Source organism: Companilactobacillus nodensis DSM 19682 = JCM 14932 = NBRC 107160 (assembly GCF_000615905.1).
Taxonomy (GTDB): domain Bacteria; phylum Bacillota; class Bacilli; order Lactobacillales; family Lactobacillaceae; genus Companilactobacillus; species Companilactobacillus nodensis.
This window is the reverse complement of the sequence record NZ_BAMN01000036.1, coordinates 1-14,132: the sequence shown is the minus strand read 5'-3', so window position 1 is coordinate 14,132 and position 14,132 is coordinate 1. Positions and strand designations below refer to the sequence as shown.

The 14,132-nt window shown below is 37.9% G+C and carries 16 protein-coding genes; 12 read left to right on the top strand and 4 right to left on the bottom strand.

Annotated features, from left to right (window positions below):
• Positions 1-504 precede the first annotated feature (504 nt).
• The 11 genes from JCM14932_RS13465 (at position 505) to JCM14932_RS13415 (ending at position 10,263) form a co-directional block, all read left to right on the top strand.
• Positions 505-1,869: an ATP-binding protein gene (locus JCM14932_RS13465; RefSeq protein WP_025025319.1), complete on the top strand. Its 1,365-nt coding sequence runs from the start codon at positions 505-507 to the stop codon at positions 1,867-1,869.
• A gap of 231 nt (positions 1,870-2,100) precedes the next feature.
• Positions 2,101-2,325, top strand: a complete 225-nt coding sequence (locus tag JCM14932_RS13460; protein ID WP_025025318.1) for a hypothetical protein — start codon at positions 2,101-2,103, stop codon at positions 2,323-2,325.
• A gap of 292 nt (positions 2,326-2,617) precedes the next feature.
• Positions 2,618-5,023 (top strand): phosphoenolpyruvate synthase, encoded by a 2,406-nt coding sequence (ppsA, locus tag JCM14932_RS13455; RefSeq protein WP_025025317.1) that lies wholly within the window; start codon positions 2,618-2,620, stop codon positions 5,021-5,023.
• A gap of 129 nt (positions 5,024-5,152) precedes the next feature.
• Entirely contained in the window at positions 5,153-5,350 is a 198-nt protein-coding gene (locus JCM14932_RS13450) for a type II toxin-antitoxin system HicA family toxin (RefSeq protein ID WP_025025316.1), read from the top strand.
• A 140-nt stretch (positions 5,351-5,490) separates the two neighbouring features.
• Entirely contained in the window at positions 5,491-6,621 is a 1,131-nt protein-coding gene (locus JCM14932_RS13445; RefSeq protein WP_025025315.1) for a GGDEF domain-containing protein, read from the top strand.
• A gap of 101 nt (positions 6,622-6,722) precedes the next feature.
• A complete protein-coding gene (locus tag JCM14932_RS13440; protein ID WP_025025314.1) occupies positions 6,723-7,622 on the top strand; it encodes an aldo/keto reductase in 900 nt (299 codons plus the stop codon).
• Positions 7,623-7,626: 4 nt separating this feature from the next.
• A complete protein-coding gene (locus tag JCM14932_RS16670) occupies positions 7,627-7,764 on the top strand; it encodes a hypothetical protein (RefSeq protein ID WP_155832143.1) in 138 nt (45 codons plus the stop codon).
• Between the two features lie 113 nt (positions 7,765-7,877).
• Complete coding sequence (locus tag JCM14932_RS13430; protein ID WP_025025313.1) at positions 7,878-8,252, top strand: GntR family transcriptional regulator; 375 nt, start codon at positions 7,878-7,880, stop codon at positions 8,250-8,252.
• Positions 8,245-8,955: an ATP-binding cassette domain-containing protein gene (locus tag JCM14932_RS13425; protein ID WP_025025312.1), complete on the top strand. Its 711-nt coding sequence runs from the start codon at positions 8,245-8,247 to the stop codon at positions 8,953-8,955. The genes JCM14932_RS13430 and JCM14932_RS13425 overlap by 8 nt, the downstream gene beginning before the upstream one ends.
• Positions 8,948-9,727 (top strand): hypothetical protein, encoded by a 780-nt coding sequence (locus JCM14932_RS13420; RefSeq protein ID WP_025025311.1) that lies wholly within the window; start codon positions 8,948-8,950, stop codon positions 9,725-9,727. Before JCM14932_RS13425 ends, JCM14932_RS13420 begins: the two co-directional genes overlap by 8 nt.
• A 68-nt stretch (positions 9,728-9,795) precedes the next feature.
• Positions 9,796-10,263, top strand: a complete 468-nt coding sequence (locus JCM14932_RS13415) for a glutathione peroxidase (protein WP_025025310.1) — start codon at positions 9,796-9,798, stop codon at positions 10,261-10,263.
• A gap of 129 nt (positions 10,264-10,392) precedes the next feature.
• On the opposite strand, the gene JCM14932_RS13410 is transcribed toward JCM14932_RS13415, so the two are convergent.
• From JCM14932_RS13410 to alsS, 4 genes are all read right to left on the bottom strand, one after another.
• The gene (locus tag JCM14932_RS13410) at positions 10,393-10,668 is read right to left on the bottom strand and encodes a helix-turn-helix domain-containing protein (RefSeq protein ID WP_155832142.1); all 276 of its coding nucleotides are present in this window, start codon (positions 10,666-10,668) and stop codon (positions 10,393-10,395) included.
• Positions 10,655-11,014, bottom strand: coding sequence for a type II toxin-antitoxin system RelE/ParE family toxin (locus JCM14932_RS13405; protein ID WP_025025308.1), 360 nt, complete (start codon positions 11,012-11,014; stop codon positions 10,655-10,657). The genes JCM14932_RS13410 and JCM14932_RS13405 overlap by 14 nt, the downstream gene beginning before the upstream one ends.
• A gap of 111 nt (positions 11,015-11,125) precedes the next feature.
• Positions 11,126-11,839 carry an acetolactate decarboxylase gene (gene budA, locus JCM14932_RS13400; RefSeq protein WP_025025307.1) on the bottom strand — a complete coding sequence of 238 codons (714 nt, stop codon included), beginning with the start codon at positions 11,837-11,839 and terminating at the stop codon, positions 11,126-11,128.
• Between the two features lie 24 nt (positions 11,840-11,863).
• Positions 11,864-13,534 carry an acetolactate synthase AlsS gene (gene alsS, locus JCM14932_RS13395; protein WP_025025306.1) on the bottom strand — a complete coding sequence of 557 codons (1,671 nt, stop codon included), beginning with the start codon at positions 13,532-13,534 and terminating at the stop codon, positions 11,864-11,866.
• 97 nt (positions 13,535-13,631) lie between these two features.
• Here alsS and JCM14932_RS13390 point away from each other — a divergent pair, with 97 nt between their 5' ends.
• Positions 13,632-14,060 carry a MarR family winged helix-turn-helix transcriptional regulator gene (locus JCM14932_RS13390; protein ID WP_025025305.1) on the top strand — a complete coding sequence of 143 codons (429 nt, stop codon included), beginning with the start codon at positions 13,632-13,634 and terminating at the stop codon, positions 14,058-14,060.
• The last annotated feature ends 72 nt before the right edge of the window (positions 14,061-14,132 follow it).

The following is a 14,132-nucleotide window of genomic DNA, read 5'->3' as shown; positions in this document are numbered from 1 at the left end:
TTTGTCTCTTAGCGACTATGTCGCTTAGAGTTACTTATGGGGTCGTCTTTAGACGACCGTATACCATTAAATAAGACCGCACTTTGTTGTGTAGTCTTATTTTTTTTGACCAAAAAGGCTCCATCGGGCACTAATTGGTCACTAAATAGGCACTGATTTGAATGGATAAATAAGTATATATTATTAATGTGGTACTTGATGTTACTCATCAAGTACCACATTTTTTGTAGGGAGGGATGTCAAATTCAACGTAAAAGTGCATGTAATTGTGCATGTAGTATATATTTTCAAGAACAGACTATATTTGCTACTGGTTATCTAGTAATATATACATAATCAAGTCTATGCTATAATTTGTTAAAATGTAAATTCCTGTCAGAGTAATTAATATGACTAATCGTTAGGCCAAAATAGTCCCTAATGTTTTTGAAGGCTATTTGCTGGAAAAATTTAAACGTTACTGAAATACTTGATTGAAAGAACGTTGAAAATGAGGTGAGATATGTGCTAAATATTGCTGATAAACAACCTTTTCCGTTAGAAAATGAAGTTATTGAATATAAGGAAAAGTTCAATGAAAAATGTAAAAAAGAAATTGCAGCATTTCTAAATGGTACACGAACAGCCTATATTTACTTTGGTGTGAACGATGATAGTCGCAAAGTTACACATGTCTATACTGATGAGGAGAAGCATAAAATTGAAGAGCAAGTAGGAAGCTGGTTATCGAGTTCAATTTATTATCCGAGTCCTGTTGGTGTTGTACATGTGATAACAGACCAGGTACTTTTCTGTATTGAGATTAATCCGGGAAATGCTAAACCATATTTCTTAGATAGCAGGGCGTATGTCAGAAATGGATCGGAGTCGGTCAAAGCATCTCAGGAAAGTGTTGCAAAAATGATGGCATTTCAAGATTTAAGTTCGTTTGATGCTTCAGAGTCACCTATTCAAAATTTGAATTTAGATGAAATTGAAAGTGTGTTTAAACGGGAGAACCTTGACTTTAAAGCCGAAGCTTTAGGGTTTCTAAATCCACAAGATCTATTCACTAATGTTGCTTTTCTTATGAGCAGTCAAAATAATTTTTTGGTAAAGGTTGCTATTTTTGACGGCGTAACAGTTGATCGATTTAAAGATCGGCGAGAGTTTAGCGGATGTTTACCAAAACAGATTGATGATATTTTGACATATATAGATCTTAATAATCCATTGTCAGCACGAATCACTGGAAAACCCATGAGGGACGAAAAGAGAAGCTACCCTAGTGTTGCAATACGTGAGTCGGTAATTAATGCAATTGTACATCGTTCCTACTTTAGCAAATCCCCCATTCAAATTGAAATTTTCGATGACCGGTTAACTATTATGTCTCCAGGTCCTTTGCCAGGAGGGATGAAATTAAAGACCGTCTTGGCTGGACGAACTCTTCCTAGAAATCCCCAAGTGATTAAGGTTCTTAATAAGCTGAAGTATATTGAGGATTATGGGACTGGTATTAGAAGAATTTTGAATAGTTATGCTGGTGAAAATAAAGAGCCAGATTTTAAAACTGGTGAGGATTTTGTAAAAGTTAGCTTACCAAATTTAAATTATAGTGAACGTCCTTCTGCACCAACATTCGTAAATGTTTTGGAAACAGACGATACTGGAACAGTTAAAATTGTTGATGATGAAACGGGACAAGTCGTTGAGTATTTAAAGAACCATTTATATGTTACTAGAGCGATTGTTGAATTACTTCTGGGAGTAAAGGGGACTCAAGCAAATAAGTATCTAAAGAAAATGGTTGACGCTAATATATTAAAAAAGGTTGGTGCCGGTCCTGCAACAAGATATGTATTGGTTCACCCAATTCTTAGTAAATAGATTTATCGGGAGATACCGGGAGATACCGGGAGATACCGGGAGATAGAAATATTAAACGTGGTTTTAACCATATTTATGTGGTCGTTTTTTGACGACTTTATACCTTAAATACCTCACAATGTGTTTTAGCATATGTTAAGATGCTTTAATAATTATTCAAAATATTATGTTGGAAAAAGATGTGATGGGTGGATTGCTTCTTTTTCTTAATAATAAAAGAAGAGAACAAGGATGAAATCAAAATCATATTTTCACTATATAGTAATAATCGAAGTTGATGAAAACGACTATGCCTACCACTACTCAAGTAGTGTCCGTGCTGATGTATCTGCTCACATTGAGCAACTGGACAGAAGTATTGGAGATGTTAAGAAGTTATACGGGATGCACATGCTTAAAACTAATGATAAAAGTTTTGAATCAGTCAAAAAATGGATCCTTATTTTGAAGGGATGATTATTACTGAAGATACTGAGGAATTTAGTAAGAAGTATAGGTATTATATTGAGCATTTGAACTTACATATCGGTATTTCATAATTATCTAATTTAACGACAGGATGGTGAATAATATTTGCCATCATATTTTTTTGCAAAATCACCACAATATTCTCGTAAACATTGAACCTTCGATTTTACAGATGCACATTGAAGTTTATTCACAAGTGCCTTACAATTAAGTTGTGAATGGAAGCGTTATCATAATTTATTTTATTCTTTTCTTTAACATATAAAAGGAGGCAATTTTTATGAGCACACGTGATACAGCAAACGTTTTATGGTTTAACGAATTACATCGTGATGATGTTAACCTTGTTGGGGGTAAATCTTCTTCACTGGGGGAAATGACTTCATCAATGGATTTACCAGTACCTTATGGTTTTGCCACTACGGCAAGTGCATACCGATATTTTATGCAGAAAACTGGATTGAATGATAAAGTTAGCGCACTACTTAACGATATCAAAGATTATGAAAATTCAGATGAACTTCACAAAGCATGTACACAGATTCGTGATTTGATTGTTGGTGCCAAGATGCCAGATGACTTGGCCGCAGATATTAAGAAGGCTTATGCAGATCTATCAGAAAAAATGGGTCAAGAGAATCCATTCGTTGCTATTCGTTCTTCTGCTACAGCTGAAGACTTGCCAGATGCATCATTCGCAGGTCAACAAGAATCATATCTAAACATCAAAGGTGCCGATGATGTAGTTGATCGTGTTCAGAGATGCTACTCATCACTATTCACTGATCGTGCTACTTACTATCGTTACAAACAACAATTCCCATATGACAAGGTTGCTTTGTCAGCAGCTGTTCAAATGATGGTCTTCTCAAAGGCCTCAGGTATCATGTTCTCAGTTGATGTTTCTAACGGTGATGATTCTAAGATTGTTATTGATGGAATTCGTGGATTGGGTGAATATATCGTCTTGGGTAAGGTAACACCAAACCACTTTGTCATTGATAAGAAATCTTTGAAGATTGTTGACAAGAACGTTGTTAAACAAACTATTCAGCTAATGAGAGTCGCTGATGGTGGTACTGTGGAGAAAGCAGTTCCTGAAGAATTACAAGATAAACAAGTTATTACTGATGAACAAGTAACAGAGTTAGCCGGCTATGCTAAGAAGATCGAAGAGCACTACGGCTGCTACATGGATATGGAATACGCTCTGGATGTAAACACAAATCGTCTATGGATCGTGCAAGCTCGTCCAGAAACATTCTGGTCACAAAAGAAAAAGGAAAATGATTCAGATACTGATAGTGGAGATGATAACGTGGTTGCAGAATCAGATGCTAAAGCTGTTGTTCGTGGATTACCAGCAAGTCCCGGTGTAGCTAGTGGAGTTGTTCACGTAATCGACGATCCTAAGGATATTGATCAATTCAAGAAGGGTGAAATCCTTGTTACATTGATGACTTCACCTGACTGGGTTCCAGCTATGAAGAAGGCTGCCGCAATTGTTACAAATAATGGTGGTATGACTTGTCACGCTGCTATCGTATCTCGTGAAATGCAGATTCCTTGTATCGTTGGTACTGGTAGTAAAGGTGAAGCCGCAACTGATGCAATGAAAGATGGCGACGTAGTAACTGTTGATGCCAAGAACGGTATTGTATACAGTGGTAAGGTTGAAGCCCTTCTTAAGACACCAGGTTCAGGTAATCAAGCCGGTGGACAAGTAGTTGCTGCAGAAACATTTGCTCCAACTGCAACTGGTGTAATGATGAACTTAGGTGATCCAGATTTGGCTGACAAGTATTCAACACTTCCAGCAGACGGAATTGGTTTGATGCGTGAAGAGTTCATCTGGACATCATATATTCACGAGCACCCACTATACTTGATCGAACAGGGCCATCCAGAAAAAGTTGTCGATATGTTGGCTGATGGTGTTTCTAAAGTTGCTCGTGCAATGGCACCAAGACCAGTTGTTCTACGTCTTTCAGACTTCAAGTCAAGTGAATATCGTAACCTTAAAGGTGGAGAGAAGTTCGAACCAAACGAGCCAGCTGACTTGTTAGGTTGGCGTGGTGCTTCACGTTACTACGATCCTAAGTACATCAATGCCTTCAAGCTTGAATTGGAAGCCGTTAAGAAAGTACGTAATGACTTTGGCTTGAAGAACTTGAACGTTATGATTCCATTCGTTCGTAAAGTTGAAGAAGCTCAAAAGATCACTGAAATTATGAAGAACCAAGGATTAGTCAGAAGTGCAGACTTCAAAGTTTACATGATGGCTGAAATTCCTTCAAACATTATTTTGGCTGATAAATTCAATGAGTTCATCGATGGATACTCAATTGGATCAAATGACTTAACAATGTTGCTTCTTGGTTGTGATCGTAACAATGATACTGTTTCACCATTGTTCGACGAACGTAACCTTGCCGTTAAACGTGCTATCCGTCACTTGATCAAGACAGCACACAAGGATGGGAAGACAGTTTCAATCTGTGGACAAGCTCCTTCAGAATTCCCAGATTTCACTAACTTCTTGATTCAAAGCGGTATTGACTATGTATCTGTTAACCCAGATATGGTTAAGGAAACAAAACGTAACGTTGCTCACTTCGAACAAAGAATTATGTTGGACAAGGCCACAGGTAATGGACTACAAGATCCAACTGATTATGAATGGTAATAAGATTTTAGACCGCACTTAAGTGTGCGGTCTTTTTTGTATAAGTCGCTATAAGATACTAATCCATCAAACTATGGGATACTAGATAGGAATAGATAGTTCTGTACAAGAAAAGGTTAGTGAAATAAAATGGCATTAAAATCGCACAAGATAGTTAAGTTATTAAAACAAAATGGATTTGTAGAAAAATCCCAAAATGGTTCGCATCTCAAAATGTACAATCCTGAAACTAATGTTACGCTGCCAGTTCCAATCCATAATGATAAGGAATTGGAACATGGAATTGAGAGTAAGATATTGAAGCAGGCTGGTATCAAACAGAGTTGATCAATGGAATCACACAATTGATGTGTGATTCCATTTTTTGCAAAAAACCATATGACATATAGATTGTACTTTTAATCTGTTAATAATTAGATTATTATGTATTCTATTGCATGAAGTAATTAATAGAGAGGGGATCGCATATGACATGGTCTATGTGGCAAGTTCCGCCATTCGTCACAAGTGTTTTCTTTATTCTAGGTGTCTTCACATTGTACCAAGTCACATTTAGTTGGATCTCAACGTGGATCCATTCACGTGGTGTTAGTATTGACGATGATACATTGAATACTTGGTATGGCGTGATCTATATCTTGATATTTGTCTTTAGTATTCAACAATCAGTTGTTGGGCAGAGTGATTCATGGGCATTTATGAATTTCCAGTTGATCGGAGTTGTCTTCGTAGCGTACTTCTTGAATATCCATATTCCGTACTATTCTTTCTTTCCCATTGTTCTGGTCTATATGATATTCAATCATTCGTTAGGTTATTGGCAGTCTTGGGGACATGCGATAACTCTGATGACTTTCTTCTGGGTATTAAATATCATTCGTGTTAAGTATCGCAATCGTAAATATGCATTACTAAATTACATGTTAGTGGGTAGTTTCTTCGGCGGTATATTGTGGCTCTGGATGGTTTTAAAGTTCGATCTATCATGGACGACTTTTTGGCAGGAATGGATCTACTTGGTTATCTTCGAAGCATTGCTGTATATGTATATCACGATGCTGTCACAGGATAGTGCCATCAAGATTCGCTTGGCAGAGCTAGCCAGTCATGATACTTTGACAAAAACTGAAAACTTCACAGCTTATACTGATGATATTAGAAATCTATTTGCGAAGAGTCGTAGTGAGAATCAACCATTGTCGATGATGATGTTTGATATTGATCACTTCAAGCATGTGAATGATACTTATGGACATTTGGCAGGCGATCGAGTTTTGCAACATACGGCGATGATCGTCCAGACGGTCCTGGATGAGAACGATACAAGCATCAGATTCTACCGCACCGGTGGTGAGGAGTTCAATATTCTATTTCCTGGATATGAAGTTGATGATACGCAGACAGTTGTTGAGCAAATTTTTTCAGCTATCAATCATATGGAAGTTTATTCAGATACAGACCAAATTGGAATATCGGTTTCGGTCGGTGTATCAGAAGTGAATGGTGATGATCGTTCGACAATCGATTTTTATAATCGGGTTGATCAGAATCTGTATCACTCCAAACGTAATGGTCGAATGCAAATAACAGTTGGTTAATATATAGGTCCTTTCTCAAATGAGAAGGGACTTTTTTTGTTTTAAAAAGCCAACAAGCATAAACTAATCGTGTGATGCTTTCAAATACAAGGAGGAAAAATATGGCAACTAAAAAACTTCAGATTCCAAGTTTGGGATTAGGCACTAACAAAGTTGGTGGACATAATTTATTTGATAATTTAAAAGATGAAGATGGCTATGCAGTGGTCCGCAAAGCACTTGATTCAGGAATTGAGCTACTCGACACAGCCTATATGTATGGTAAAGGTCGTTCTGAGGAAATCATCGGGGATGTTATTCAAGATTATGATCGTTCCAAAATCATTATTGCGACTAAGGCAGCTCAAGATCCTAATAACAATCTTGAATTGAATAACAGTCCTGAGTTTTTGAAGCAATCAGTTGATGATGCGCTGAAACGATTGAAGACTGATTATATTGATATCTTCTATATTCATTTTCCAGATGAAGCAACTCCTAAGTATGAGGCTGTCGCTGCTTTGAATGAATTGAAGCAAGCTGGAAAAATCAGGGCAATTGGTGTTTCTAACTTTTCACTCGACCAAATCAAAGAAGCCAATCGTGACGGTTTAGTTGATATTGTTGAAGATAATTACAGCTTGGTTCACCGTGATGCAGAGAAGACACTCTTACCATATTTAAAGGAACAAAACATTGCCTTCGTACCATACTTCCCATTGGCTTCAGGCTTGTTGACGGGAAAGTATTCATTGTCAGATCATGATAAGTTCAAGCAATTCAGTGACGGTGAGTTCAAGTCGATCATGGATGCTTTGGATGAAGTTAAGGTAATTGGCAAGAAGCATGACGCTACCGTTGCTCAAACAATTTTGGCTTGGTATATTGCTGATCCTGATATCAGTACAGTTATTCCTGGCGCTCGTTTGGAGAAGCAAGTAGTTTCTAATGCTGGTTCTATGAAAGTTCAATTGAGCCAGGCTGAGTTTGATAAAATCAATTCTTTGTTTGAAGGATTTTAGTCCGATGGTTGAAGGCAAGAAAGAGAATAATACATTGATTGGTGGCAAGGATCCTTTTTACAGTAAGAGTAATGTTAAAGAATTGGAAAAAAGATTAGATGACGCAAAAAAATTAAAAGGGGTGAAACATACGATTAAGTGAAACAGGGTGTCCATATTGGGCATTCTGTTTTTTATTACATATGTTTTGCAATTCAACAGTTACTAAGTTATAGTGTACTAGTAAACTAATACACTATACAGGAGGACGACAAGTTGAAATTTGACGACAAAGTTCCAATCTATTATCAAATCAAAGAATATCTTTATCATCAAATCGTCACGGGTACCTTACAGCCGGGTGAGAAATTACCGTCTGTTCGACAACTGGCAATCGATGTGACAGCTAATGTCAATACAGTTCAACGTGCTTTGACGGAGATGCTGTCAGAGGAAATCATTGAATCTCAACGTGGCAAGGGCAACTTCGTCACAACTGATGTTGAGGGTATCAAACAATTACATAATAAATTAGTTAAAGAACAATTAACTTTGGTATATCAACAACTTCATGCGCTGAACCTGAGTGATGATGAGATATTGTCCGAGATGAAGAGTTATATGGAAAGTAGGGATGGACAACATGAGTGAACTATTGAAGATCGAAAAATTAAATTATAGTCACAGTTTAAAAAGTATTTTGCGTGATGTGGACTTGACTGTTGATAGTGGCAAAATCGTCGGCTTGTTAGGTGAGAATGGTGCCGGTAAGACAACCTTGATGCGCCTGATCACTGGCAGTGCCCACGGTAAAGGTGTTATTACCGTGGCCGGAGCAAGTAAGATTGCTGAACGTAAGAGTCATGTCAGTTTTACCGAACATCTGGGCGGATTTAGCGGTGGTACAAAAGTCGGTAGGATTTTTGATTTTTATCAAGCAGTTTATCCTGACTTCAACGTAGCTCGTTCGAACTCATTGGTCGACTTCTTACAAATTGACAAGAGTTTGAAATTGTCCGCAATGTCCAAAGGGATGAAAGAAAAACTTATCATTGCCTTAACATTGTCACGTCAAGCAGACTTGTATTTGTTGGACGAACCATTTGGCGGTATTGATAGTATGAGCCGTAAGAAAATCATCAACAGTATTTTGAAATGGAAACCTGAAGATTCAACGATGATAATCAGTGATCACTATGTGACAGAGATTGCTTCAATCTTGGATGAAATTATTGTTGTCAAAGATAAGACTATCAACTGCCACAAGCAAGCTGATGAGATCCGTGAAGACAACGATATGGGTATCGAAGAATTCTACGAGAGTCTATATGAAGGAGGCGATCAAGATGACTAGTTTTGGAAACTTATTTAAATCATTTTTCAAATCAAGATTCCGCGATATGAACTTTTTATTGATGATCAACTTGATTGCGATTGTAGTAAGTATTATTGTAACAGCCTTTCAAGGCGGCATGAGTAATAGCGTTCCGTTGGCAGTGACGCTAGGATGGTCACCGATTGCTACGCTGATAGCTTTTATTCGTTTAAGTATTACTCAGGAACTAACTTATACGCGTGATAGTTACCGTTTGATTCCAATTAGTGATACTAAGTTTTATTTGGCTAATTTAGCGGCATCATTTGTTTCTTATCTGTATGTCGTAGTCGCTGAAGCTGTTTTTTATCTTATTTCAGCTATCCCAAACTGGTCAGAATATATGGATACATTGAACACCATGTCGATGATCAATGGTCGTGCTTCATTCGACGCTCCCAATGCGATTATGGGATCATTAGCAATTTTCTGCTTGATGATAGCCATTATAGTTTTGGCTTGGACGACTATCAACTTGATTCACTTGGCATCACGTTCCGCAAGTAATTTCTTACCATCAACTGGTCGCAAGATCATGAACGTTGTGATTTATGTTGTTGTGATCTGGTTAGTATTGAGAGTTGTTGGTTTCGCTATGGATCAGTTGAGAAACTCAGTTAACATGTTGATCAACGCTAACTATACTGCAAACTTTGCGCTAAATATCGTTGTCTTCCTAGTTGTTGCTGCGGTTGAAGCAGCAGTAAGTATCTACTTGATGAATAATTGGGTGGAGACAATCTCGGAGTAAAAATCAAAATAGTTATAACTTCACCATATTAAACGTATAATGACTTTAATATGGAAGGACTGAGGCAAATGTCAAATATCTATGATTTTTCAGAAGTAGAAATGAGTGGCGAAAAGATCAATTTTAGTGATTATAAGGGTAAAGTTGTTCTGATCGTCAACACTGCCAGTAAATGTGGCTTAGCGCCACAACTTGAGGGAATCGAAGCATTGTATAAGAAGTATCATGATCAGGGCTTGGAAGTTTTGGGACTTCCTTCGAATCAATTCCACCAGGAACTCGGTTCTGATGAGGAAACCAGCGAGTATTGTCAGATGCATTACGGTGTGACGTTCCCGATGACTAAGCAAATTAAGGTCAATGGTGATGATGAAGATCCGTTGTTCACTTACTTGAAGGAAGCAGCTGGTCATGGTCGGATCAAGTGGAACTTTACTAAGTTTTTGATTGGACGTGATGGTCAGGTTATTGACCGTTATGCGCCAACTACTAAGCCGGAGAAGATTGAACCTGATATTGTTTCGGCGTTAGGGTAGTTGATGCCACTGAGCATCATCTGAACCACCCGTTGTTAAAATAACTATATAAAACTAAAAAGGAAGTAGTTACTTCTTGGGTAATCCAAGTCGTAACTGCTTCCTTTTTAGTTTTATTTAATTAGTAATTTATCTAAATGTGATATCTAATTCTTTATTTGATAACTGAGCAATCTGTCCCAGCAATCCAATAGAAACATTCATTGATCCATTTTCTATTCTTGCGATGGTTGATTGAGGTTTTCCAACAAGTTTTGCAAAGCTCCTTTGACTCATTTTTAGACTGTCTCTTAATTCTCTAACGGCTACAGCAGCCTCAAGGTTTGCAGATTCTTCTTGGATAGCTTTTGCAAATTCAGGTTCTCTGTTACTTCTCTCATTTATGTAGTTATCAAGCATTCCCACTATTCTTTCTCCTTTTTAAATAATTATCTCTTCTTGTTTTTGATTTTGTAATTTCATATTTAGGTGTTTTTTGAGTTTTTTTAGTGAAACCATGTGTAATTATAAATTTATTATTTAATATTTTGAAATATAGAACTCGTTGTATGTTTTTTGAATTAATTGAACGAATCTCATATAAATTTTTATCAATTTTTTTGATCCATTTTTGCCGTTTAGATATTTCTAATCCGAATTTTTCAACTTTGCTTATTATTTCAATTAGCTTTGCGGAATCTCTAGGTTGTAAAGAGTCTAAGAATTTCAAAAACTCTGGAAAATCGTAATACTCAAATTTTATCTTTTGCATATTTATGATAGCAGGTAGCTATCGCCTTTCAAGATATTTATATTTACATATAAACTAAATTACGCAAAAGAAAAACCAGCCACCTAAAATAGGTAACTGGCTCAAATGAATTTATCCCTCAGCGTTATGGACGTCATCGAGAATATTATCTTGTGAGAAATCATGTTGCATATAATCTTTGTTATCAGTAGGTAAGTGTTGTTCCAAACTATCGAATTGTTGGAAACTGACAACGCCAGTTACTGATTCGAAGCTTAGAATGTGACCACCGAAGTCGTGTTCATCTGACATGAAGTGACTGTGGAAGCCACCAACGGCTGCACCATCGAACAATTGTGGTGAGTAGTAACTTAATAGGGTTCCTTCAACGGAATCTTTTGTGAAGATACTTTGTTTTTCAGCTGTTTCAGCTAGTGACTTGTAAGGTTGTGAAGACTTTTGAACGGCACGTGTCTTCATATTCTTGAAGGTACCAGTGATCTTAACTGAATAGAAGGTATTGTTGCTGGCAGCAGTTTCTGAAATTTGTTTTTGGAGATCATCACGTTTAATATCTTCAACTTCTAACATTTCGGCGTAGTCAGCAAAGTGACTGTTAGCGAATGGTAGAGTGAATTCACTGTCGACTAGATTGACGTTACCCTTGCTGTCAACTTGGTAAGGTGTACCGTCGAGAATGATCAACTCGCCGTCGAGTCCTTCTCCAGTACCGATTCCAGTATCACCATGGCTCAATAGGTCCTTCATTGTTAGAGTTCCATCTAGTAATCCGGGAACTAATAGAGCCAATGTTCCGTGTTGATAAAGTACGTTTGAGTTTGACATAAAATAGAGACGATCCTTTCTAGATTAGTATTCTTCAAGAAGTGCTGAGACGAACTTGCTGTTGTCAGAGTAGTCAACAGGGATGTCGATCACTACAGGACCAGGCGTTGCGAAAGCCTTCTTCAAGGCATCCTTTAATTCAGCGTTGGTTGTAGCATGCATACCAGTTGCACCGAAACTTTCAGCGTACTTGGCAAAGTCAACTGTACCAATATCAACACCAGCATTACGACCATATTTAGCTTCTTCTTGGAACTTAACCATATCATAGTATCCGTCATTCCAAATCAATTGAACGATGTTCAAGTTAAGACGAACGGCTGTCTCAAGTTCTTGACCTGAGAATAAGAATCCACCATCACCGGAGACTGATACAATAGGTTTTTCAGGACGCTCTAGCGCTGCGGCAATCGCCCAAGGAAGAGCAACACCAAGCGTCTGCATACCATTACTGAATAATAGGTGACGTGGTTTGTAACTTCTGAAGTGACGAGCCATCCAGATATATAGACTACCAACATCAACGGTAACAGTTGTGTCATCATCGACTTGGTCTTGAAGTTCTTTGATGATAGCTAGTGGATGTACACCTTTTTTAGGATCTTCAGCTGGAACTTCATCTTGAGATAAGAAGCTCAATTGCATTTGGTGCAAGTGTGACTTCATGTCGTCACTGAGTGAAATGTCAGCAGGTAAGTTGTGGGCAATGTCACGCATAGTCTTAGCGATATCTGCTTGAACGACTAGGTCAGGTTGGTATTCATTTGAGATTTCGGGAGCAATACTGTCAAGGTTGATAACTTCACCTTGACGGTCAACGTTCCAAATTCTGGCTTCATATTCAACGGGATCATAACCTACGGCAAGAACGAGGTCACTTTCCTTAAGAATTGCATCACCGATTTGGTTTCTGAACAAACCAACACGTCCGTAATAATTCTTCTCAAGGTCACGAGAGATAACTCCGGCGCCTTGGAAAGTTTCGACAACGGGAATTGAGAACTTGTGCAATAGATGATGAATAGCTTCAGTTACTTCTTCACTTGATGAGCGCATACCGGCTAGAATAACTGGTAGCTTAGCATTCTTGATCTTGTCGATAATTTGGTCAACGATTTCGCTGTTAGCACTACCCTGTTTGATAGGTGATAATTCTTTAATTTCAGGAACAGTTACTTCAGAGTCTAAGACATCTTTTGGAAGTGAAATAAATGTGGCACCAGACTTAGGAGCCATGGCTGTTTGATATGCATTGGCAAAAGTCTCAGAAAGGTTATTAGGGTCTTGAACCTCGACACTATCCTTTGTGGCTGAGATCATTAATTCCTTACTTGGGATACTTTGGTGAGTTAATCTAGCAATGTCATTACGAGGAACTTGTCCACCTAGGGCAACGACAGGGTCACCTTCGGATGTGGCTGTGATAAGTCCAGTAGCTAGGTTAGAAACACCGGGGCCAGAAGTAGTTGCGACTACGCCGGGCTTGCCAGTTAAACGACCAATACCTGATGCGATGAAAGCAGCGTTTTGTTCGTGGTGAGTGATGATAAGCTTGGGTGCTTTAGGATTATCGCTGTGTTCCATTAAGTCGAATAGTTTGTCTACCTTTGCGCCGGGAAGTCCAAATACGTATTTGACTCCTTGATTGATCATTGAATTGAATAATGCTTCAGAACCATTTTTCTTCGTTGACATTAAGATGTTCTCCTTGAGATTCGTTTGGTGTGATGTTATTGTTAATAACATAAATCGTTTGTGTTGATTTGTCAACACGCAACACTTGGAGATAATTATGAAGAATATCGGTTACCTTGCACAGGATATTTCTATCCTGCATAGACAGTACTATAAGGATACAAAGGAACAATTCGATGAATTAAAGCTTAATCCGACTGCCGCTTGTATCTTGTTATCGATCGGTGATTATCCAGAAATCAGTCAGAATCAGGTGGCAAGATTGTTGGTCGTCGATAAGGGATTGGCAACTCGTGAGATCAATAAGATGCAAAAAATGGATTATCTTAGAAAAATTGATGGAGCAGGTAAAACTAAGAACTTATTGCTGACAGATACTGGACATAAAGTTGTTGAAAAGATTCAACATATCAGAATCGACTGGTGGGCCGATCGGTTTGCGGATACTGGAATCAGTGCTGATAGTCCGTTGGTTCATGCGATTGAAACTGTTGTTGATGGAATTACTGATTCTGGGGAAGAATAGAGTTGTAAAGTTTACAAATCCAAATATTTGACGGACAAAAAAATAACTCCTAATCTTAATATATAAAATAAT

Coding starts and splice junctions, on each gene's coding strand:
- alsS (WP_025025306.1), bottom strand. CDS start 13,534: ATGTCAACGAAGAAAAATGGTTCTGAAGCATTATTCAATTCAATGATC.
- JCM14932_RS13390 (WP_025025305.1), top strand. CDS start 13,632: ATGAAGAATATCGGTTACCTTGCACAGGATATTTCTATCCTGCATAGA.
- budA (WP_025025307.1), bottom strand. CDS start 11,839: ATGTCAAACTCAAACGTACTTTATCAACACGGAACATTGGCTCTATTA.
- JCM14932_RS16670 (WP_155832143.1), top strand. CDS start 7,627: ATGGTTGAAGGCAAGAAAGAGAATAATACATTGATTGGTGGCAAGGAT.
- JCM14932_RS13440 (WP_025025314.1), top strand. CDS start 6,723: ATGGCAACTAAAAAACTTCAGATTCCAAGTTTGGGATTAGGCACTAAC.
- JCM14932_RS13425 (WP_025025312.1), top strand. CDS start 8,245: ATGAGTGAACTATTGAAGATCGAAAAATTAAATTATAGTCACAGTTTA.
- ppsA (WP_025025317.1), top strand. CDS start 2,618: ATGAGCACACGTGATACAGCAAACGTTTTATGGTTTAACGAATTACAT.
- JCM14932_RS13445 (WP_025025315.1), top strand. CDS start 5,491: ATGACATGGTCTATGTGGCAAGTTCCGCCATTCGTCACAAGTGTTTTC.
- JCM14932_RS13450 (WP_025025316.1), top strand. CDS start 5,153: ATGGCATTAAAATCGCACAAGATAGTTAAGTTATTAAAACAAAATGGA.
- JCM14932_RS13460 (WP_025025318.1), top strand. CDS start 2,101: ATGAAATCAAAATCATATTTTCACTATATAGTAATAATCGAAGTTGAT.
- JCM14932_RS13420 (WP_025025311.1), top strand. CDS start 8,948: ATGACTAGTTTTGGAAACTTATTTAAATCATTTTTCAAATCAAGATTC.
- JCM14932_RS13405 (WP_025025308.1), bottom strand. CDS start 11,014: ATGCAAAAGATAAAATTTGAGTATTACGATTTTCCAGAGTTTTTGAAA.
- JCM14932_RS13415 (WP_025025310.1), top strand. CDS start 9,796: ATGTCAAATATCTATGATTTTTCAGAAGTAGAAATGAGTGGCGAAAAG.